The following is a 17,110-nucleotide window of genomic DNA, read 5'->3' on the forward strand; positions in this document are numbered from 1 at the left end:
GTCGTGGGACCTCGGCGAGCACGACCCGGGCGGGTCGGCACGGACGAGTCGGGCGGAGTGGGTCCGGCGCCGAGCGGGCAGGACACGCCGCGTGTGGATCGCCGAGCGGGCGGGATCGGTCGCCGGGCGGCGTCGAGGGTGACGGGAACGGCCCGCTCAGTGGGAGGGCGGCCGGCGCCCCACGGTTCCGGGCGGGTGCGGGTATGCGGGCGAGGCGGGCGGAGTGGGTCCGGCACCGAGCGGGCAGGACATGCCGCGTGTGGATCGCCGAGCGGGCGGGATCCGTCGCCGGGCGGCGTCGAGGGTGACGGAAACGGCCCGTTCGGCGGGAGCTCGGCGGGCGGATCCACGGTTCTGAGCGGGCGGGCGTGCGTGCGGGGATGCGGGCGGCGGCGGGCGCCGAGCGGGTCGGACACGCCGCGCGCGGATCGTCGAGCGGGCGGGATCCGTCGCCGGGTGGCGTCGAGGGTGACGGAAACGGCACGTTCGGCGGGCGGGCGGCGGGCGGGCGTCGGGAGGGTCTGGCGTGTACGAGCAGGGCGGCGCGCCGTCGCGTTGCAGGCGTGAGCGCTCACGTGCCAGGATGTGAGCGCTCACGCAGGACGACGAGGTCTCGGGAGGACACATGAGCGACGACCGCCGACAGCAGGTCGAACACGGCCGCACGACCCTCGGCATCGAGCTCGGCTCCACCCGGATCAAGGCGGTCCTGGTCGACGAGGACCTCCGGCCGATCGCGAGCGGCTCCCACGAGTGGGAGAACGAGTACGTCGACGGCCGGTGGACCTACCCTCTCGTCGCCGTCGAGACCGGGGTCCGCGCGGCCTACGCCGACCTGGTCGCCGACGTCGAGCGGCAGTTCGGCGTCCGCCCCACGACCTTCCGCGCCGCCGGTGTGTCCGCGATGATGCACGGCTACCTGGCGTTCGACGAGGACGGCGAGTTGCTCGTCCCGTTCCGGACCTGGCGCAACACCTCGACCGGCCCCGCGGCCGAGCGCCTCAGCGACGCGCTCGACTTCAACGTGCCGCAGCGCTGGTCGATCGCACACCTGGTGCAGGCGGTGCTGGACGAGGAGCCCCACGTCGCCCAGCTCGCCGGCATCACCACCCTCGCCGGGTACGTGCACCGGATGCTCACCGGCCAGGACGTCCTGGGCGTCGGCGACGCGAGCGGGATGTTCCCGATCGAGTCCGGTCCGGTCGACAGCGCCCCGGGGGAGCCCGGCCGCCGCGACTACGACGTCGGCATGCTCGCGACCACGCAGGACCTGCTCGGCGAGCGCGTCCCCGACCTCCGCGCACTGCTGCCCGACGTGCTCGTCGCCGGCGAGGACGCGGGTGCGCTCACCGCCGAGGGTGCCGCGTGGCTCGACCCGACCGGCACCCTGCAGCCCGGCGTGGCGTTCTGCCCGCCCGAGGGCGACGCGGGCACGGGCATGGTCGCGACGAACGCGGTGGCCCCCCGGACCGGCAACGTCAGCGTCGGCACGAGCATCTTCGCGATGGTCGTGCTCGAGCGGGCGCTGTCCACCCCGCACGAGGAGCTCGACGTCGTCACGACCCCCACGGGTGACGCCGTCGCGATGGTGCACTGCAACAACGGTGCGAGCGAGATCGCCGCGTGGGCACGCGTGTTCGGCCGGTTCGCCGAGGCGGCGGGCGAGCGCGCCGGCACCACGGCACCGAGCATCGACGACGTCTACGCGACGCTCCTGGCCGAGGCGGCCGACGCCGACCCGGACGCCGGTGGTCTGCTCTCGTTCAACTACCTGGCCGGCGAGCCCGTGACCGGTGTCGAGGACGGCCGACCGCTGCTGCTCCGCACACCGGGCGCCCGGTTCACCCTCGGCAACCTGGTCCGCTCCGAGGTCCACGGCGCCTTCGCCACCCTCGCGATCGGCATGGAGGTCCTGCACGGCGAACACGTCGCCGTCGACCGGATGACCGCGCACGGCGGGCTCTTCCGCACGCCCGGGGCACCGCAGCGCCTGCTCGCCGCGGCGCTCCGCGTGCCGGTCGCCCTCGAGGAGACCGCCGGTGAGGGCGGCGCCTGGGGCATCGCCGTCCTGGCCGCCTACCTCGAGCACACCGACCGGTCGCTCGCGGACTTCCTCGCCGACACGGTGTTCGGCGGGGACGCCGTCCACGTCGCCGAGCCCGACCAGCGGGACGTCGAGGGGTTCCAGGACTACCTCGGCCGGTACCGCGCGGCCCTGCCCGTGCAGGACGTGGCGGCAGCGGCGACCCGCACCGGCGCACCGACGGACCAGGGCGAGCCGACCGACCCGGACGTGTCCGCCGACCAGGGCGAGCCGACCGACGGGGCCGAGCCGCGCCTCCCGGCCGAGCAGACAGCAGCGACCGACCAGAAGGAGCCGACCCGATGACCAAAGCGCCCACCGACGAGACGAAGGCGGCCGTCGCCGCGGCCCGCGAGCGCGTCGCCGCCCTGCACGGCGAGCTCGTCCGCTACGGCCTGGTGATCTGGACCGGCGGGAACGTCTCGCAGCGCGTGCCCGGCACCGACCTGTTCGTCATCAAGCCCAGCGGGGTGTCGAGCGACGACCTGACCCCGGAGAACCAGGTGGTCTGCACCCTCGACGGCGTCCCGGCGGACGGCTGGGGCAACGCGCACGGCCCGTCCTCCGACACCGCCGCGCACGCCTTCGTGTACCGGAACATGCCGGAGGTCGGCGGCGTCGTGCACACGCACTCGACCTACGCGACGGCGTGGGCGGCCCGCGCCGAGGAGATCCCGTGCGTGATCACGGCGATGGCGGACGAGTTCGGCGGACCGATCCCGGTCGGCCCCTTCGCGATCATCGGCGACGACTCGATCGGCCGCGGCGTCGTCGACACGCTCAGCGGCCACCGCTCCCGCGCGGTGCTGATGCAGAACCACGGCGTGTTCACGATCGGCAAGGACGCGAAGGACGCCGTGAAGGCCGCCGTGATGTGCGAGGACGTCGCACGCACGGTGCACATCGCCAAGCAGGGCGGCGAGCTCGTGCCGATCGCCCCCGACGACGTCGATCGACTCTTCGACCGCTACCAGAACGTCTACGGACAGAACCCCGAAGGAGCCATGCGATGACGCAGGTGAACCCCCAGGCCACCCTCGACAGCTACGAGGTCTGGTTCCTCACCGGCTCCCAGGGCCTGTACGGCGAGGAGACCCTCCGCCAGGTGGAGGAGCAGAGCAAGGCCGTGCACGCGCAGCTCGCGGGCGCGCTGCCGGTGAAGCTCGTGTGGAAGCCGGTCCTCAAGGACGCCGACGGCATCCGCCGTGCCCTCATCGAGGCCAGTGCGGACGACCGGGTGATCGGCGTCACGACGTGGATGCACACGTTCAGCCCGGCGAAGATGTGGATCGGCGGCCTCCAGGCGCTGACGAAGCCGCTGCTGCACCTGCACACGCAGGCGAACGTCGCGCTGCCGTGGGGCGACATCGACTTCGACTTCATGAACCTCAACCAGGCCGCGCACGGCGACCGCGAGTTCGGGTACGCCCTGGCGCGTCTCGGGGTCCGGCACGCGACGGCCGTCGGGCACGTCTCCGACCCCCGCGTGCAGCAGCGGGTGGCGAACTGGACGCGCGCCGCGGCCGGTGCTGCCGCCGTCCGGGAGCTCAAGCTGACGCGCTTCGGCGACAACATGCGCTACGTCGCCGTCACCGAGGGCGACAAGACCGAGGCGGAGATCGAGCTCGGCGTGCAGGTGAACACCTGGGCCGTGAACGAGCTCGCGGACGCCGTCGCAGCGGCAGGAGCGGACACGGCAGCGGTCGACGCGTTGGTTGCCGAGTACGACGCGCAGTACGACGTCGTCGACGACCTGCGCGACGGCGGTGCACGCCGGGCCGCGCTCCGCGACGGCGCCGCGATCGAGCTCGGCCTCCGCGCCCTGCTGGAGCAGAACGGCTCCGCCGCGTTCACCACGAACTTCGAGGACCTCGGCACGCTCAAGCAGCTGCCCGGCCTCGCGGTCCAGCGGCTGATGGCCGACGGCTACGGCTTCGGTGCCGAGGGCGACTGGAAGACCGCCGTCCTCGTCCGCGCGATGAACGTCGCCGGCGCGGGGCTGCCCGGCGGTGCCTCCCTGATGGAGGACTACACGTACGACCTCACCCCGGGCGCGGAGAAGATCCTCGGCGCGCACATGCTCGAGGTCTCGCCGACGCTCACCACCTCGACGCCGACGCTCGAGATCCACCCGCTCGGCATCGGCGGCAAGGACGACCCGGTGCGCCTGGTCTTCACGGCCGACGCGGGCGAGGCCGTGGTGGTCGCGCTCTCCGACACCCGCGACGGCTTCCGCCTGACCGCGAACGTCGTCGACGTCGTGCCCCCGACCGAGGCCCTGCCGAAGCTCCCCGTCGGCCGTGCCGTCTGGGAGCCGCGTCCGTCGTTCCCCGTCGCCGCGGAGGCGTGGCTCACCGCCGGCGCCGCGCACCACACCGTGATGACGACGGCCGTCGGCCTGCAGGTCGTCGAGGACCTCGCGACCATGGTCGGCACCGAGTTCCTCGTCATCGACGAGCACACCACGGCCCGCGGCTTCCGCGACGAGCTGCGCCTCCAGCAGGCGTGGCACCGTCTCGACCGCGGGTTCTAGGACCGTGACCGTGGCCGCGACGACGCGCACCAACTGGGCGGGGAACGTCACCTACCGTGCTTCCGCGCTGGAACGCCCCACCTCGGTGGCGGAGCTCCAGCAGCTCGTCGCGGCCACGCCGCGCCTGACGGCGCTCGGATCGACGCACTCGTTCAACGAGATCGCCGACACCGACGCCGTGCAGGTCACGCTCGCCGGTCTCCCGCAGCTGCTCGACATCGACGAGACGCGCCGGGTCGTGCGCGTCGCGGCCGGGATGACGCACAGTCAGCTGGCGTCCGGACTGGAGGCCCGTGGCTGGGCCCTCGCGAACCTCGCCTCCCTGCCGCACATCTCGGTCGCCGGTGCGGTCGCGACGGGCACGCACGGCTCGGGCGTCCGCAACCCCTCGCTCGCGCAGGCCGTGGTCGGTCTCGACGTCGTCCGCGCCTCGGGCGCGGTCGACCGGGTCGACGCCTCGTCGCCCGACGACGCCCTCGACGCGCACCGGGTGGCCCTCGGGGCGCTCGGTGTCGTCACCGCGGTCGAGCTCGCGATCGAGCCGACGTTCCAGGTCGCCACGACCGTGCACCTCGACCTGCCGTGGGACGCCGTGTCGGCCCACTTCGACGACGTGATGTCCGATGCCTACTCGGTGTCGATGTTCACCTCGTTCGACGACCGCGGCGCCCGGCAGGTGTGGACGAAGCACCGCGTCGACGAGCCCGGGCCCGCGGTCGACCTCGTCGCCCTCGGTGCCCGCCGCGCCGACGGACCGGTGCACCCGGGTGAGAACGACGCCGCGAGCGTCACCGAGCAGGGCGGTGTCCCCGGCCCCTGGGCCGAGCGGCTGCCGCACTTCCGGTCGACCTTCACGCCGTCCACCGGGGCGGAGATCCAGGCGGAGTACCTGATCCCCGCGGCGCACGCCGTCGCGGCACTCGATGCCCTGCGTCCGCTCGAGCCGGTGTTCGCACCGCTGCTCATCGCCGCGGAGGTCCGGACGATCGCGGCGGACACCGCCTGGCTCGCGCCCTCGACCGGTCGACGGTCGGTCGGTCTGCACTTCACGTTCCGGCGCGACCCGGCGGCCGTCGCTTCGGCGGTCGAGCGGATCGAGGCGGTCCTCGCGCCGTTCGACCCCCGGCCGCACTGGGGCAAGGTGTCGGCGGCGGGCGTGGAGCGACTGCACGAGGCCTACCCGCGGCTCGACGACTTCGCAGCCCTCGCGCGCGGCCTCGACCCGGCCGGGCGGTTCCGCAACGCGTTCCTGGCGCGCGTGCTGTCCTGACCGCCGCGCGGGGGCGTGCGCGTGCGCGGGCGCCGGCGCGTGCGCGTGCGCGGGCGTGGGCGTGTACGTGGTTCGAACCACGGATGCGACGTCGAACCACGCGCCGGGGCTGGTTCGACGTCGGGACCGTGGTTCGACACGTACCCGCGAGCGGGCGGGATCAGCAGATGTGCAGGAGTTCGGCGGCTCGGGCACGGGTGGGTCGCTGAGTGCTCACATGTGTGGACACAAAGGTTGGTGCATGGCGAACCTCAACCGGATCCTCGGCATGGCCTCGAAGGTCATCGACAAGCAGATGCAGAAGCAGCGCGGTCAGGGGAACGCCGCCGCTGGCAACCAGCAGCCGTCCTCGGGCGGGAGCGACTGGCGTGACATCGTCCGCACGGCCGCGGACAAGCTGACGGGCGACGACCGCTCGCAGCAGCAGCGCCCGCACGGACAGCAGCAGCAGTACGGGCAGCCCCAGCAGCAGCAGTACGGCCAGCAGCAACCCCACCAGCAGCAGTACGGGCAGCCGCAGCACGGTGGCCGACCGCAGCAGCACGGCCAGGCCGACCCCGACAAGGTCGCGCTGGCGAAGTACGACTACCTGCTCCGCACGTCGAACCCCGACCAGCTCGAACAGGTCCACCACGACGCGTTCGCCCGCCTCACGCCGGCGCAGCGGCAGCAGGTCCGTGACCGACTCAACTCCGAGCTGCCGCCGCACGAGCACCTGCGCGACGACTCGTCGGGCGGCATGGCCCGGGCGATGACCCGCGGGGAGATGTCCCGCCCCGGGCTCATCCGTCGTGTGCTCGGCGGGTCCGGCCGGTCGACGGGCGGGCGCGGTGGTGCCTTCGCCGGCGGCGCCGCGGTCGGAGCCGGTGCAATGGCGGTCGGCGGCCTGGCCGTGGCGGTCGCCGGTGGTGCCGTCGTCAGTGCGGCCGCCGCGCCGGTGCTCGCCGGAGCCGCGGACCTCGGCGTCGACTTCGAGGGCATCGCGTCCGGCATCGGCGACCTCGGCCTGGCCGACCTCGGCGGCGGGGTCGAGGGCTTCGCGGCCGAGGGCGAGCAGTTCCTCGGCGGCCTGGGCGAACAGGCGAGCGGCCTCGGCGAGCAGGCATCCGGCCTGGGCGAGCAGGCATCCGGCCTGGGCGAGCAGGCGTCGAACCTCGGGAACGACTTCCTCGGCGGCCTGTTCGACCGCTGACCCCTCCGCGGTCGGCGGACGGACGGTGGGACGGGGCCTCAGAGGGACTCGAGCACGTCGACCGCCCGCCGCACGCCGTGCTCCCGCCGCACGAGCCGACCCACCTCCGCGGCCCGCTCGCGGCGGGACAGGGCATCGCCCATCGCCGAAGCGAGCGTCCAGGCCGACAGGCGCCGCAGCGGGACCGCCGCCGCGGCGAGCCCCTGCCGGTGCAGCTGCGCGGCCCAGAACGGCTGGTCGGCCGTGACGGGCACGACGACGGCGGGCACCCCGGCCCGGGCGACCGCGTGGGAGGTGCCGGCACCGCCGTGGTGCACCGCGAGGGCCGCACCCGGCAACACCGCGTCGAACGGTGCCGAGCGCACCGCGAGCACGTCCGGACCGCGGCACTCCGACGGCAGCGCGAGGCCGCCCCACCCGGTGACGAGCAACACGCGGAGACCGTGGAACCGGGCGGCCGTGACGACCGCACGTCCGCGGGCCGATGCCTCCCCGTCGGCCGACGGACCGAGCGAGGCCATCGAACCGAGCGACGCCACGACGAAGGGGCCGGCATCGAGGAACGCGGCGACGGCCGGGTCGGCGGTCGGGGCTGGTCCGTCCTCGTACCAGGCACCCGTCTGGTGGACGCGCTCCGGCCAGTCGTCCGGACGCGGCAGCAGCGCGGGGCTGACCGCCATCAGGGTCGCTCGCGAGGACGACCGCCGGGCGGGACCACGACCTCCCGGCAACCCGGCGGCGGCACGCGCGACGTCGGCGTCGAACAGGCGTGCGGCGGCGCGCGGCACGGCGTAGCTGGTCCGGTTGCCCGAGCCGAGGTCTCGGGTGGCCGTCGGGCCGCCGGCGGCGGGGAAGCGCGCGCTCGGGGTCGCCACGGGCGCGAACTCCGCCAGCACGCGGGGCACGCCGAGCGTGTCCGTCACCATCGGGGCACTGAGGATCAGCGGGTGGTGCACCACCACGTCGGGGTCGAAGGCGACGGTCTCCCGCACCGCGGCGGCGAACATGCGCCGCATCGCGGGCCGCACCTCGGAGCGCACGTGGTGTGCGATCGCGATCGGGGAGCGTCCGGGAGGCGCGAGCACCCGACGGGCGTCCAGGCCGAGGGGCACGGTGTCCACGTCCGCGGGTGCGACGGCGTCGTCGGGCAGTGCCAGCCGGACCTCGTGACCGCAGGCGGCGGCGTGCCGTGCCAGCGCAGTGAACGGCTCCACGTCGCCTCGGGTGCCTGCGGTGAGCAGCATCATGCGCATCCGACCAGTGTGGCCCGGGCACCGTCACGCGGTGCCGACCCGCGGCGCGTACGCTCGACCTCGTGACAGACGGTGGTGGAACGATGTCGAGTACCGCACCGTCGGGGCTCGGTCTGGCCGTGCGCCGCCTCGTCCACATCTCGCGACCGGTGCTCTGGATCAACACGATCGGGTCCGGGCTCGTCGCCGTCTGGCTGACCGGCTCGCTGTTCGACCTCCGGGCACTCCCGGTGATCCTGTGGCTGACCCTGCCGTTCAACCTGCTCATCTACGGCGTCAACGACATCTACGACCAGGACACCGACGCGGCCAACCCGCGCAAGGGCTCCATCGAGGGCGCGCGGATCCGTCAGTCCGAGGTCCGCCTCATCGCCTGGGCCGTGGCGGCCGTCAACGTCCCGTTCCTCGTCCTCTTCGCCCTCACGCTGCCGCCGCTCGCGAACGTCGCGATCCTGCTCTACGTGGGTGTCTTCGTCTTCTACTCGGCACCGCCGCTGCGCTTCAAGGCACGGCCCTTCCTCGACTCGCTGAGCAACGCGGCCTACGCGCTGCCGCTCGTCATCGTGCCCGCTGCCCTCGAGGTGACGCCCGTCTGGCCCGCTGCCCTCGGGCTGATGGCGTGGAGCGTGGCGAAGCACGCCTTCGACGCGGTCCAGGACATCGTCGAGGACCGTGACGCGGGGATCACCACCACCGCGGTGCGGCTCGGCGCGCGCGGGACCGCGGTCTGGAGCGGGGTGTGGTGGCTCGTCTCCACGGCGCTGTTCGCCGTGGTGAGCGTGCCCGTGGCCGCCGTCAACCTCTTGATCGCCGGCATCCTCGTGGTGTCCCTGCTGCGCGACCCGACACCGGAGACCGGGCACCGCCTCTACCGCCTGTCGGTCGCGTTCCCCTACATCGCGGGTTCGTTCGCCGGGGTGCTGCTCATGGTCTCGATCGTCCTGGGAGGCCGCGCATGAGCCGGATCGTCGTGGTCGGCGGCGGGATCGGCGGACTGACCGCCGCCGCGCTGCTCGCGCACGCGGGGCACCGGGTCACCCTGCTCGAGTCCTCCGCCGAGCTCGGCGGCAAGAGTCGCCGCATCCAGCTCGGGGCGGACCGCATCGACACCGGGCCGTCGCTGGTGACCTTCCCCGCGGTGTGGGACGAGCTGCTGCGGCGACTCGGCGACGGCGCGCGTCCCGCCGACCGGACGAGTGACGTCGGCGGCCTCGACCTGGTGCGGATGCCCGAGGTCGGCCGGTACTACCACGACGGCGAGGAGACCTCCCTGCCGGTGGCACCCGACCACCCGTGGTACCCCGCGTGGCGACGCTTCGCCGACCTGCACGCGCCGCTCGCCGACGACGTGACCGAGCTGCTGCTCGCCGACCCGCTCGACCGGGCCGCGCTGCCCGCGCTCCGCAGGCTGCTGGCCGTGTACGGTTCGCGGCTCACCACGCGCGCCTACCTCGACAGCCTGCCGTGGCTGCCGGACGGGCTGCGCGAGATCATCGCGATCCACACTCTCAACGCGGGCGTCTCGCCGTCGCGCACCCCCGCCCTCTACGCGAGCATGCCCGCGATCATGGCGGAGACCGGGGCCTGGGTGCCGCGCGGCGGTGTGTACGAGATCGTGCTCGCGCTGGGTCGGCTGGCCGAGGCGGCCGGGGTCGAGGTCCGCACCGGCGAGGCCGTCACCCGCATCGAGCGTGGGTCCGTCACAACCGACGTCGGGCACCACCGCGCCGACCTGGTCGTCAGCGCACTCGACGCCGACCGGCTGACCACGCTGACGGGTCCGTCGCGGATCCCCACCGTTCCCCGTCGACGCGCCCGCACCCTCTCCTGCTCGGCCGTCGCGGTGTACGGCGTGCTGCGGGAGGAGCTGCCGGACGCCCTCGCGACGCACAGCGTCGTGCTGCCCACGAAGCCCGCCGCGCTCCACCGGAGCCTCGAGGCGGGCGACGAGCCGGCGGACACCATGGTGTTCGTCAACCAGTACCGCGCCGGTGAGGTGTACCCGAACCCGCGCAGCACCCTCGGCATCCTGCTCACCGCCCCCGCGGACGGCGGGCGGTACACGGTGGAGCACCCCTTCGTCCGACGCGAGGTCGACCGGGTCTCGAGCGCGATGGGACTCGACCGGCCCCTCACGGACCTGCTCGACGAGCAGGTCGTGCTCGATCCGCAGTACTACGGCGGCGGGGGCGAACCCCACGGCGCGCTCTACGGGGCAGCGCGTCCGCCGTGGCTGAGCGGACCCTTCCACCGCCCGTCGTACAACGACCCGTGGAAGCCCTGGCTGTGGCGCGTCGGCGCGTCGGTGCACCCCGGCGGTGGCATCCCGGCGGTGGTGGGCGGCGCCATGATCGCCGTGACCCGGCTGCTCAAGGCGAACCCGGCCTGAGGCCGGCCGAGGGTGACCGGTCAGGAGGAGACCAGGGTGGTGCAGGCGAACATCAGCACGGTCACGGTGCAGGGTCGACCCCAGGACCGCGACGCCGACCTCGACCACGTGCCGCGGTTCGACGTCGAGACCGACACGGGGCACCGGTACGTCGTGACCTGCGACGGCACACCGGTCGGCGCCCCGTCCGACTGGACCGTGACGAGCGCCGACGACGGTCGCCCGGTCGGCCTCGTCCGGCTCCAGGGCGCGGGCATGCCCGGGGCCACGGAGTACCGCTTCAAGCGCGCCGGAGCGTTCTTCACGGGCGGCAAGCAGTTCGACCTCTGGAACGCCGTGCAGTCGTTGCTGGAGTGACGTCGCCGGAGGTGCGAGGACCGGCTTCCCGGCGGAGTCCTCGCGCCTCCCGGGTCGCCTAGAAGTACGTGATCCCGTGCGGCACCCGCGCCGGCACCAGCATCGACCGGAACACCGCCGGTGCCGCCGGGTCGTCCGCGTGCACGAGGCCCGCCGCCGCGAGCGTCACCGGCGACACCGACCCGATGAGCACCGCGCCGAGGTCCGCCACGTCGAGCCGCAGGTCCGCCTCGCCACCGTCGTCGTCGGCCGTCCGGGTCACGGTGCCCCGTCCGTCGACGACGTCGAGACGGTAGGTGCCGGCGGCGAAGCCCATCGTGTCGGACACCGCGAGCGAGATCGACCCGTCGACCGCGTACGGACGCGAGGTCAGCACCGCCGGCACGTCGAGCACCCGCAGCCAGACGTGGTCCTCCTCGTGCTCGACGTCGTAGGCGCGGTTGTCCCCGAGCGCCGCGACGACCGGGTCGTCGAGCCGCGAGCGGGTGTACCGGACGACGTCGTTGAGGTCGATCGACAGCAGGAACTCCCACAGCGACAGGTACGCGGCGTCGGTGGCGTACACCAGGTCGACGACCTCGAGCACGGTGTCGGTGCCGCCGCGACCCTCCTTGACGCGCCACGTCACGTAGCCGTCGACGTCCGAGGCGGCGGTCGCGCCGGCGGGCCGGTGCACCGCGGCGCGGACGTCGGTCGCGGGCTTGCCCTCGCCGTCACGCAGTCCGAACACGATCGGCCACGTGCCGGCGTTGCGCACCATGGACCCCGGGGTACGGGCGTCGAACCGGTCGAAGACGGCGCGGCCGACGCCGCCCGCGAGCCACTCCGGCGTGACGACGGCGACGGTGCCGGTCGTCGGGGCGAGCAGGGGGAGCGCGCGCTCGCGGCGGACGCGGACGGCGCGCTCGCGGATCGCGCAGCCGAACCCGAACCGCCGGTAGATCGTGCCCTCGGACGCGGTGAGCGAGGCGACGGCGTACCCCTCGGCGACGCCGCGCTCGAGGGCGCGGGTCATCATCCGGCGGAGGATCCCGCGCCGACGCTCGGTGGGTCGGACGGTCACGGCGGAGATCGCCTGCGTGTCGATCGAGGCGCCGTCGCCCCAGCTGAGCCGCTTGCGGAACCACGTGAACGTGCCGGCCGGCCACGTCTCGTCGACGGACCCGGGGAGGGGATCCCGCAGGTACGCGCCGAGGAAGGTCTCCTGGTCCTCGAGGAAGTGCGACGCCATGCGGGCAGCGCCCTCGGCGTCGGGGTGCGGCTCGTGGAACCCGAGCCCGACGGCGCGCATCCACGCCTCGGTCTCCGGCGTCGGCGCCCCCTGGTCGTCGGTCGTCGGCGCGAACTCGCGCAGGTCGTAGCGGTCGTCGAATGCGTCGTTGCTGGCCACGAGCCGACCCTACCGGTGTGCCCCGTCCGGGCGGTGAGCGGACGTCGGACGGGAGGCGCGGGGCAGCGCCGCACCGCGCCTCCCGTCCGTCACACGGTCCCGACGGACCGGACGGCCGGTCAGGGCGTGCCGCGTCGCGTCTCCTGGGCCACCACCTCGTCGAGGTCCGTGAGCCGCCGCATCTGCTGGAGCGGCCGCATCATCCGCGGGTTGTCCTGCAGCGCCGGTTCCGTGCGCGACAGGAACGCCCAGTAGCCGGCGGTGAACGGGCAGGCGTCCTCGCCGAGCCGCTTCGTGGGGTCGTACCGGCAGCCACCGCAGTGGTCCGACATTCGGTCGATGTACCGCCCGCCGGACGCGTAGGGCTTCGTCGCGACCATCCCGCCGTCGGCGTGCTGGGACATGCCGATGATGTTCGCGGGCATCACCCAGTCGGTGCCGTCGACGAACACGTCGGTGAACCACTCGGTCAGGTGCACCGGGTCGTACCCGCGCTGCAGGGCCCAGTTGCCGAGCACCATGAGCCGCTGGATGTGGTGGAGCCAGCCGTGGTCGTGCAGGCCCTCCATCGCGGTGGACAGGCAGACGGCGTCGATCTCCGACGCGTCGAGCTCCTGCCACCAGCGGGGGAGCCGCTCGTGCGCACCGAGGGCGTTCTCCTCGGCGCCGTAGTCGTCGCCGAACCACCAGTAGAGGTGCCAGACGTAATCGCGCCAGCCGGCGACCTGGCGGACGAAGCCCTCCACGCTCGCGAGCGGGGCGTCGTGGTCGCGGTGCGCGACGAGTGCGGCCTCGACGACCTCGAACGGGTCGAGCACGCCGAGGTTCATCGGGACGCTGAGCAGCGAGTGCGCCATCGTCCAGTCGTTCGTGAGCGTGGCGTCCTCGAAGGGGCCGAAGTCACCGAGCCGGACCTGCACGAAGTCGTCGAGGGCCTGTCGGGCCTCGTCCGCGGTGACGGCGAAGCGGCGGGTGTCGTCGCGGCCGACGAACCTCGCCACCCCGTCGCGCTCCCAGCGGTCGAGGTCGTGCCGGACCTCGTCGTCGATGTCGTCCTCCGTCGGCCACCAGGGGTCCGGCAGTCCGAGCGTCGTTGCACCCCGGGGTGGCGGCTCGCGGTTCTGGTCGTCGAGGCTGAACTTCCCGCCGATCGGCTTGCCGGACTGCATCAGCCAGCCCTCGCGCCGGCGGACCCGCTCGTAGTGGGTCTCCATCCGGAACCGTCCGGTGCCCTGCGCCGCCCACTCGGCGAACTCGGCCTCGTCGGTGACGAACCCGCGGCTCGGCAGGACCTCGGTCCCGCGGCCCCAGTGCCGGACCTGGGCGCGGAGGGTCCGGGAGGGCGGGTCGACCACGTCGAGGTCGTCGCGGCCGACCAGCGCCTCCCGGAGGGTGTCGACCTGCACGTGCTCGGCGCGGTCGCCGAGCTCGCGGACGCGGTGCCGGAGGGCGCTCAGCCAGAGGTGTGCCTTGGCGCGGTGCACCGGGCGCGCGGTGAAGAACTCGCGGGCCTCGACGACCAGGGCGGGGCCGCCGTCGTCGAACAGGGGTCCGTACTGCCCGGGCAGGACGAGGCGACGGCGATCGGTGCTGCTGCGGTCGGTGCCGCCGGCTTCGGTGCTGCCGCGCTCGGGTGCCATGCCCGGACGCTACCGGCGACGTGTGACGTCCGGCTGACGGCGCGTGTGCCCCGTCTATCGAGCGGTCGTGCGTGCTGTCCGGTACGGCTGCGGGGCCGCCGGCTCGCGCCGACGACCCCGCTGCGGTCCTGCCTCGTCCTCGCTCAGGAGTTGTCGATCACCCGGACGAAGTCCACCTTCATCTGCTGCGGGAACGACGTCGACCCGTCGGGGTACCCGGGCCAGTTGCCACCGACCGCGAGGTTCAGCACGATGAAGAACGGCTTGTCGAACACCCACGGGTTCCCGTTCGTGTCAGCGGTCGTGACCGTCCGGTACGCGACACCGTCGACCGACCAGGTGATCGAGCCGGGCTTCCAGTCCACCGCGAACGTGTGGAAGGTGTCCGCGAACGACCAGCCCTGCGGGTGCTGGTAGCTGGCGGTGATGCCCTGGCCACCCGAGTAGCCCGGGCCGTGCACGGTCCCGTGGACGGTCGCCGGCTCCTTGCCGACGTTCTCCATCACGTCGATCTCGCCGGACGCCGGCCAGCCGCTCTGCGGCAGGTCGGAACCGAGCATCCAGAACGCCGGCCAGATGCCCTGGCCGCGGGGGATCTGGATGCGCGCCTCGACCCGGCCGTACCGGGGCGTGTACCGCCCCTGGGTCGTCAGGCGGGCACTCGTGTACGAGCCGTCGGCCTCCCGCTTCGCCGTGAGGACCAGGTTGCCCTGCCCGTCGAGCGCCGAGTTCGCCCGCGAGTCCGTGTAGGTCTGGAGCTCGTTGTTGCCCCAGCCCCCTCCACCGGTCTCGTTCGCCCAGACCGAGCGGTCCGGTGCGCTGCCGGCGGCACCGTCGAAGTCCTGGGACCAGACCACCTGCCCCGTGGCGGCCTCGGCGGTCGTCGTGACCCCGAGGGCGGGCGTTGCGCCGAGGGAGACCGCGGCGGCGCCGGCGAGGGTGAGCGCGACGACCCGTCGCCGTGTTGCTGCTGCGGCGCGCATCAGTTGTACGACGCGACGCGGTTCGGCGCGGTGTTGCCCGCGGGCGTCGGCACCGATCCACCGACGCCGTTGATGACGCTCGAGATCGTCCCGGTGTCACCGAGGGAGACCGTCACGAGCCCGTGCGCCCGGATGCCCGAGGTGGTCGGGGTCTCGAACGCGCGGTCCGCGTGCACCGACGGGTTCGTGTTGAAGAAGCAGTACACGCCGCCGCCCCAGATCTCGTGGTTCGTCACCCCGGAGGCGACCTTGTAGGCCGCGTACCCGGCGCCCGTGGGGCTCTGCCACGAGGCGTTGTCCGGCACGTCGTACGGCATCTCGTTCTGGAAGAAGATCGTGCGACCGCGGTTGCCGTTCCAGAGCACCTCGTACTTCTGGTAGTGCTCGACGAACAGCCCGGTGGCGAGCACGTCGTCGCCGTTCACCTCGACGCCGGTCGCGCCGGTGTTGACGTTCCAGCCGGTGGCCGCACCGCCGTGGTCGGCACGCCAGGCCCAGATGTGGTCGACCAGCGTGTCGTCGGCGTTGACCTGCAACGTCGTCGTGGCCCTGCCCTGGATGCTCGAGCCGACGCGGAAGAAGACGTCCTGGATGCTCTGGGGGTCGGCGGCGTGGTCGACGTGCGAGCCGCTGGTGCCGAGGCGGACGAGCTGCGCGCTGTTCTGCGTGCCCGCGTCGACGACGAGGTTCGAGACGTTGACGCCGGAGACGTCGTTCGAGGTGATGACCGCGTTGCCGGCCGTCGGCACGAGCGTCGGGAAGCCGATGCCGGTCACGACGGTGTCGGCACGCGTGACGTTCAGTGCGGCGTTCAGCTGGTACGTGCCGGGGGTGAAGAACAGGTTCAGCCCCTGCGCGAGCGCGCTGTTGATCGTCGCCGCGGAGTCGCCCGGGTGCGCGACGTAGAAGTTCCGCATCGGGATGTCGGTCCCGGCGGTGTCCGGCCACGTGACGCCGGAGGAGTTCGTCCGCAGCGACGGCACGAACACGTGGTACTTGTTCGACGAGTCGACGTACAGGTACGGCTTCTCGCGGGTGACCGGCGTCGTCGCCAGGGTGGTGTAGCTCTTCGCGAAGTCGTTCGCGGGCGCACCCTGGACGCCCGAGAACGTCATGTTCCAGTTGCCGCCCTGCCACGACCCGAGCGTGGAGTTGCGCGTGTACCACTGCTGCTGCGAGCCGCTCGTGACGGTGCCGTCGATCTTCGAGTCGGCGATGTACCCGCCGGACGAGTAGCCCTGACCACCGTCCTGGTTGGAGGGCCCCATCGTCAGGTTGCCCTTCACGTGCACGCGGCGCATCGGCGCGGCCTGCGAGACGGCCCATCGATCGGTGCCGCCCTCGGGCACGATCGCCAGGTTCTCGACCGACCGCCAGAAGTTCTGCGTCGCGTTCTTCTCGTCGCCGGCGTTCCACCCGGAGTCGACGTTGACCGCCCCGTTGATCGTGACGTCGTCGGGGTTCTTCCCGAGACCCGCCACGGACGTGTAGAAGCCCAGGTTCGCCCAGACCCGGCCGTAGCTGCCCGGCTTGAACAGGAACGCGTACCGCTGCGACCCGAACTGCGCGGTGGTGCTCCGCAGTTGCGAGTTGAACGCCGCGTCGACGTCGGCCTGGATGGTCGAGGTCGGTGTCGAGGGGCTGTAGACCTTGACGTTGCTGCCGAAGTCGGGGGTGTCGCTGGTGGGGACCGCTGCCTGTGCCTGCAGGGCCGGCGTCAGGGCGCCGACCAGGCCGACCGCCGTGATCGTCGCGAGGAGCGTGCTCATCCGTCGTTGCATGATGCTCGATTCGTCGTCGGGCGGCCCCGTTGCCGCCCGCAACAGACGGTAGACCCGCCCGCGGGTCGCGGCAGTCGGTGCTGCGGCGGACAAGCGCGTACCCCGAACGGGGGGGGGGGGGGGGGGGGGGGGGGGGGGGGGGGGGGGGGGGGGGGGGGGGGGGGGGGGGGGGGGGGGGGGGGGGGGGGTGRSSGSGGGYGAGCGCGACRCGGGCCTGCCCGACGCCGAGCAGGGCGAGA

Annotated in this window: 13 protein-coding genes; 8 read left to right on the forward strand and 5 right to left on the reverse strand. The window is 73.3% G+C overall.

Annotated elements, in window-relative coordinates; translation table 11 throughout:
- Positions 1 to 625 precede the first annotated feature (625 nt).
- From Cus16_RS13200 to Cus16_RS13220, 5 genes are all read left to right on the forward strand, one after another.
- Positions 626 to 2,389, forward strand: coding sequence for a xylulokinase (locus tag Cus16_RS13200; RefSeq protein WP_069713115.1), 1,764 nt, complete (start codon positions 626 to 628; stop codon positions 2,387 to 2,389).
- Positions 2,386 to 3,096, forward strand: a complete 711-nt coding sequence (locus Cus16_RS13205; RefSeq protein WP_069713116.1) for an L-ribulose-5-phosphate 4-epimerase — start codon at positions 2,386 to 2,388, stop codon at positions 3,094 to 3,096. The genes Cus16_RS13200 and Cus16_RS13205 overlap by 4 nt, the downstream gene beginning before the upstream one ends.
- On the forward strand, positions 3,093 to 4,616 hold the full coding sequence (gene araA, locus Cus16_RS13210; RefSeq protein WP_069713117.1) for an L-arabinose isomerase: 1,524 nt from the start codon (positions 3,093 to 3,095) through the stop codon (positions 4,614 to 4,616). Before Cus16_RS13205 ends, araA begins: the two co-directional genes overlap by 4 nt.
- A 10-nt stretch (positions 4,617 to 4,626) precedes the next feature.
- Positions 4,627 to 5,886, forward strand: coding sequence for an FAD-binding protein (locus Cus16_RS13215; protein ID WP_069713139.1), 1,260 nt, complete (start codon positions 4,627 to 4,629; stop codon positions 5,884 to 5,886).
- 241 nt (positions 5,887 to 6,127) lie between these two features.
- Positions 6,128 to 7,078, forward strand: a complete 951-nt coding sequence (locus Cus16_RS13220) for a hypothetical protein (protein ID WP_069713118.1) — start codon at positions 6,128 to 6,130, stop codon at positions 7,076 to 7,078.
- 38 nt (positions 7,079 to 7,116) lie between these two features.
- On the opposite strand, the gene Cus16_RS13225 is transcribed toward Cus16_RS13220, so the two are convergent.
- A complete protein-coding gene (locus Cus16_RS13225; RefSeq protein WP_069713119.1) occupies positions 7,117 to 8,331 on the reverse strand; it encodes a glycosyltransferase in 1,215 nt (404 codons plus the stop codon).
- Between the two features lie 83 nt (positions 8,332 to 8,414).
- Between Cus16_RS13225 and Cus16_RS13230 the strand changes: the two genes are divergently transcribed.
- Genes Cus16_RS13230 through Cus16_RS13240 form a run of 3 tightly spaced genes read left to right on the forward strand, consistent with a single transcriptional unit; the run spans position 8,415 to position 11,077 of the window.
- Positions 8,415 to 9,290 carry a UbiA family prenyltransferase gene (locus tag Cus16_RS13230; RefSeq protein ID WP_069713120.1) on the forward strand — a complete coding sequence of 292 codons (876 nt, stop codon included), beginning with the start codon at positions 8,415 to 8,417 and terminating at the stop codon, positions 9,288 to 9,290.
- Positions 9,287 to 10,720, forward strand: a complete 1,434-nt coding sequence (locus Cus16_RS13235; RefSeq protein WP_069713121.1) for a phytoene desaturase family protein — start codon at positions 9,287 to 9,289, stop codon at positions 10,718 to 10,720. The genes Cus16_RS13230 and Cus16_RS13235 overlap by 4 nt, the downstream gene beginning before the upstream one ends.
- A gap of 36 nt (positions 10,721 to 10,756) precedes the next feature.
- Positions 10,757 to 11,077 (forward strand): hypothetical protein, encoded by a 321-nt coding sequence (locus Cus16_RS13240; RefSeq protein WP_069713122.1) that lies wholly within the window; start codon positions 10,757 to 10,759, stop codon positions 11,075 to 11,077.
- Between the two features lie 58 nt (positions 11,078 to 11,135).
- On the opposite strand, the gene Cus16_RS13245 is transcribed toward Cus16_RS13240, so the two are convergent.
- The 4 genes from Cus16_RS13245 to Cus16_RS13260 all read right to left on the reverse strand — a co-directional run bounded on the left by Cus16_RS13245 (position 11,136) and on the right by Cus16_RS13260 (position 16,859).
- A complete protein-coding gene (locus Cus16_RS13245) occupies positions 11,136 to 12,467 on the reverse strand; it encodes a GNAT family N-acetyltransferase (protein ID WP_069713123.1) in 1,332 nt (443 codons plus the stop codon).
- A 119-nt stretch (positions 12,468 to 12,586) separates the two neighbouring features.
- The gene (locus Cus16_RS13250; RefSeq protein ID WP_069713124.1) at positions 12,587 to 14,107 is read right to left on the reverse strand and encodes a cryptochrome/photolyase family protein; all 1,521 of its coding nucleotides are present in this window, start codon (positions 14,105 to 14,107) and stop codon (positions 12,587 to 12,589) included.
- Between the two features lie 143 nt (positions 14,108 to 14,250).
- Positions 14,251 to 15,090 carry a family 16 glycosylhydrolase gene (locus Cus16_RS13255; RefSeq protein WP_069713125.1) on the reverse strand — a complete coding sequence of 280 codons (840 nt, stop codon included), beginning with the start codon at positions 15,088 to 15,090 and terminating at the stop codon, positions 14,251 to 14,253.
- Positions 15,090 to 16,859 (reverse strand): hypothetical protein, encoded by a 1,770-nt coding sequence (locus Cus16_RS13260; RefSeq protein WP_069713126.1) that lies wholly within the window; start codon positions 16,857 to 16,859, stop codon positions 15,090 to 15,092. The genes Cus16_RS13255 and Cus16_RS13260 overlap by 1 nt, the downstream gene beginning before the upstream one ends.
- Positions 16,860 to 17,110: the final 251 nt, after the last annotated feature.

Origin of the sequence: Curtobacterium sp. ER1/6 (genome assembly GCF_001742745.1) — a bacterium.
GTDB classification, from domain to species: domain Bacteria; phylum Actinomycetota; class Actinomycetes; order Actinomycetales; family Microbacteriaceae; genus Curtobacterium; species Curtobacterium citri.

What these genes read in the sequence shown, in the direction of transcription:
- araA (WP_069713117.1), top strand. Translation starts at nt 3,093, where the DNA reads ATGACGCAGGTGAACCCCCAGGCCACCCTCGACAGCTACGAGGTCTGG.
- Cus16_RS13230 (WP_069713120.1), top strand. Translation starts at nt 8,415, where the DNA reads ATGTCGAGTACCGCACCGTCGGGGCTCGGTCTGGCCGTGCGCCGCCTC.
- Cus16_RS13225 (WP_069713119.1), bottom strand. Translation starts at nt 8,331, where the DNA reads ATGCGCATGATGCTGCTCACCGCAGGCACCCGAGGCGACGTGGAGCCG.
- Cus16_RS13200 (WP_069713115.1), top strand. Translation starts at nt 626, where the DNA reads ATGAGCGACGACCGCCGACAGCAGGTCGAACACGGCCGCACGACCCTC.
- Cus16_RS13235 (WP_069713121.1), top strand. Translation starts at nt 9,287, where the DNA reads ATGAGCCGGATCGTCGTGGTCGGCGGCGGGATCGGCGGACTGACCGCC.
- Cus16_RS13260 (WP_069713126.1), bottom strand. Translation starts at nt 16,859, where the DNA reads ATGAGCACGCTCCTCGCGACGATCACGGCGGTCGGCCTGGTCGGCGCC.
- Cus16_RS13205 (WP_069713116.1), top strand. Translation starts at nt 2,386, where the DNA reads ATGACCAAAGCGCCCACCGACGAGACGAAGGCGGCCGTCGCCGCGGCC.
- Cus16_RS13250 (WP_069713124.1), bottom strand. Translation starts at nt 14,107, where the DNA reads ATGGCACCCGAGCGCGGCAGCACCGAAGCCGGCGGCACCGACCGCAGC.
- Cus16_RS13255 (WP_069713125.1), bottom strand. Translation starts at nt 15,090, where the DNA reads ATGCGCGCCGCAGCAGCAACACGGCGACGGGTCGTCGCGCTCACCCTC.
- Cus16_RS13220 (WP_069713118.1), top strand. Translation starts at nt 6,128, where the DNA reads ATGGCGAACCTCAACCGGATCCTCGGCATGGCCTCGAAGGTCATCGAC.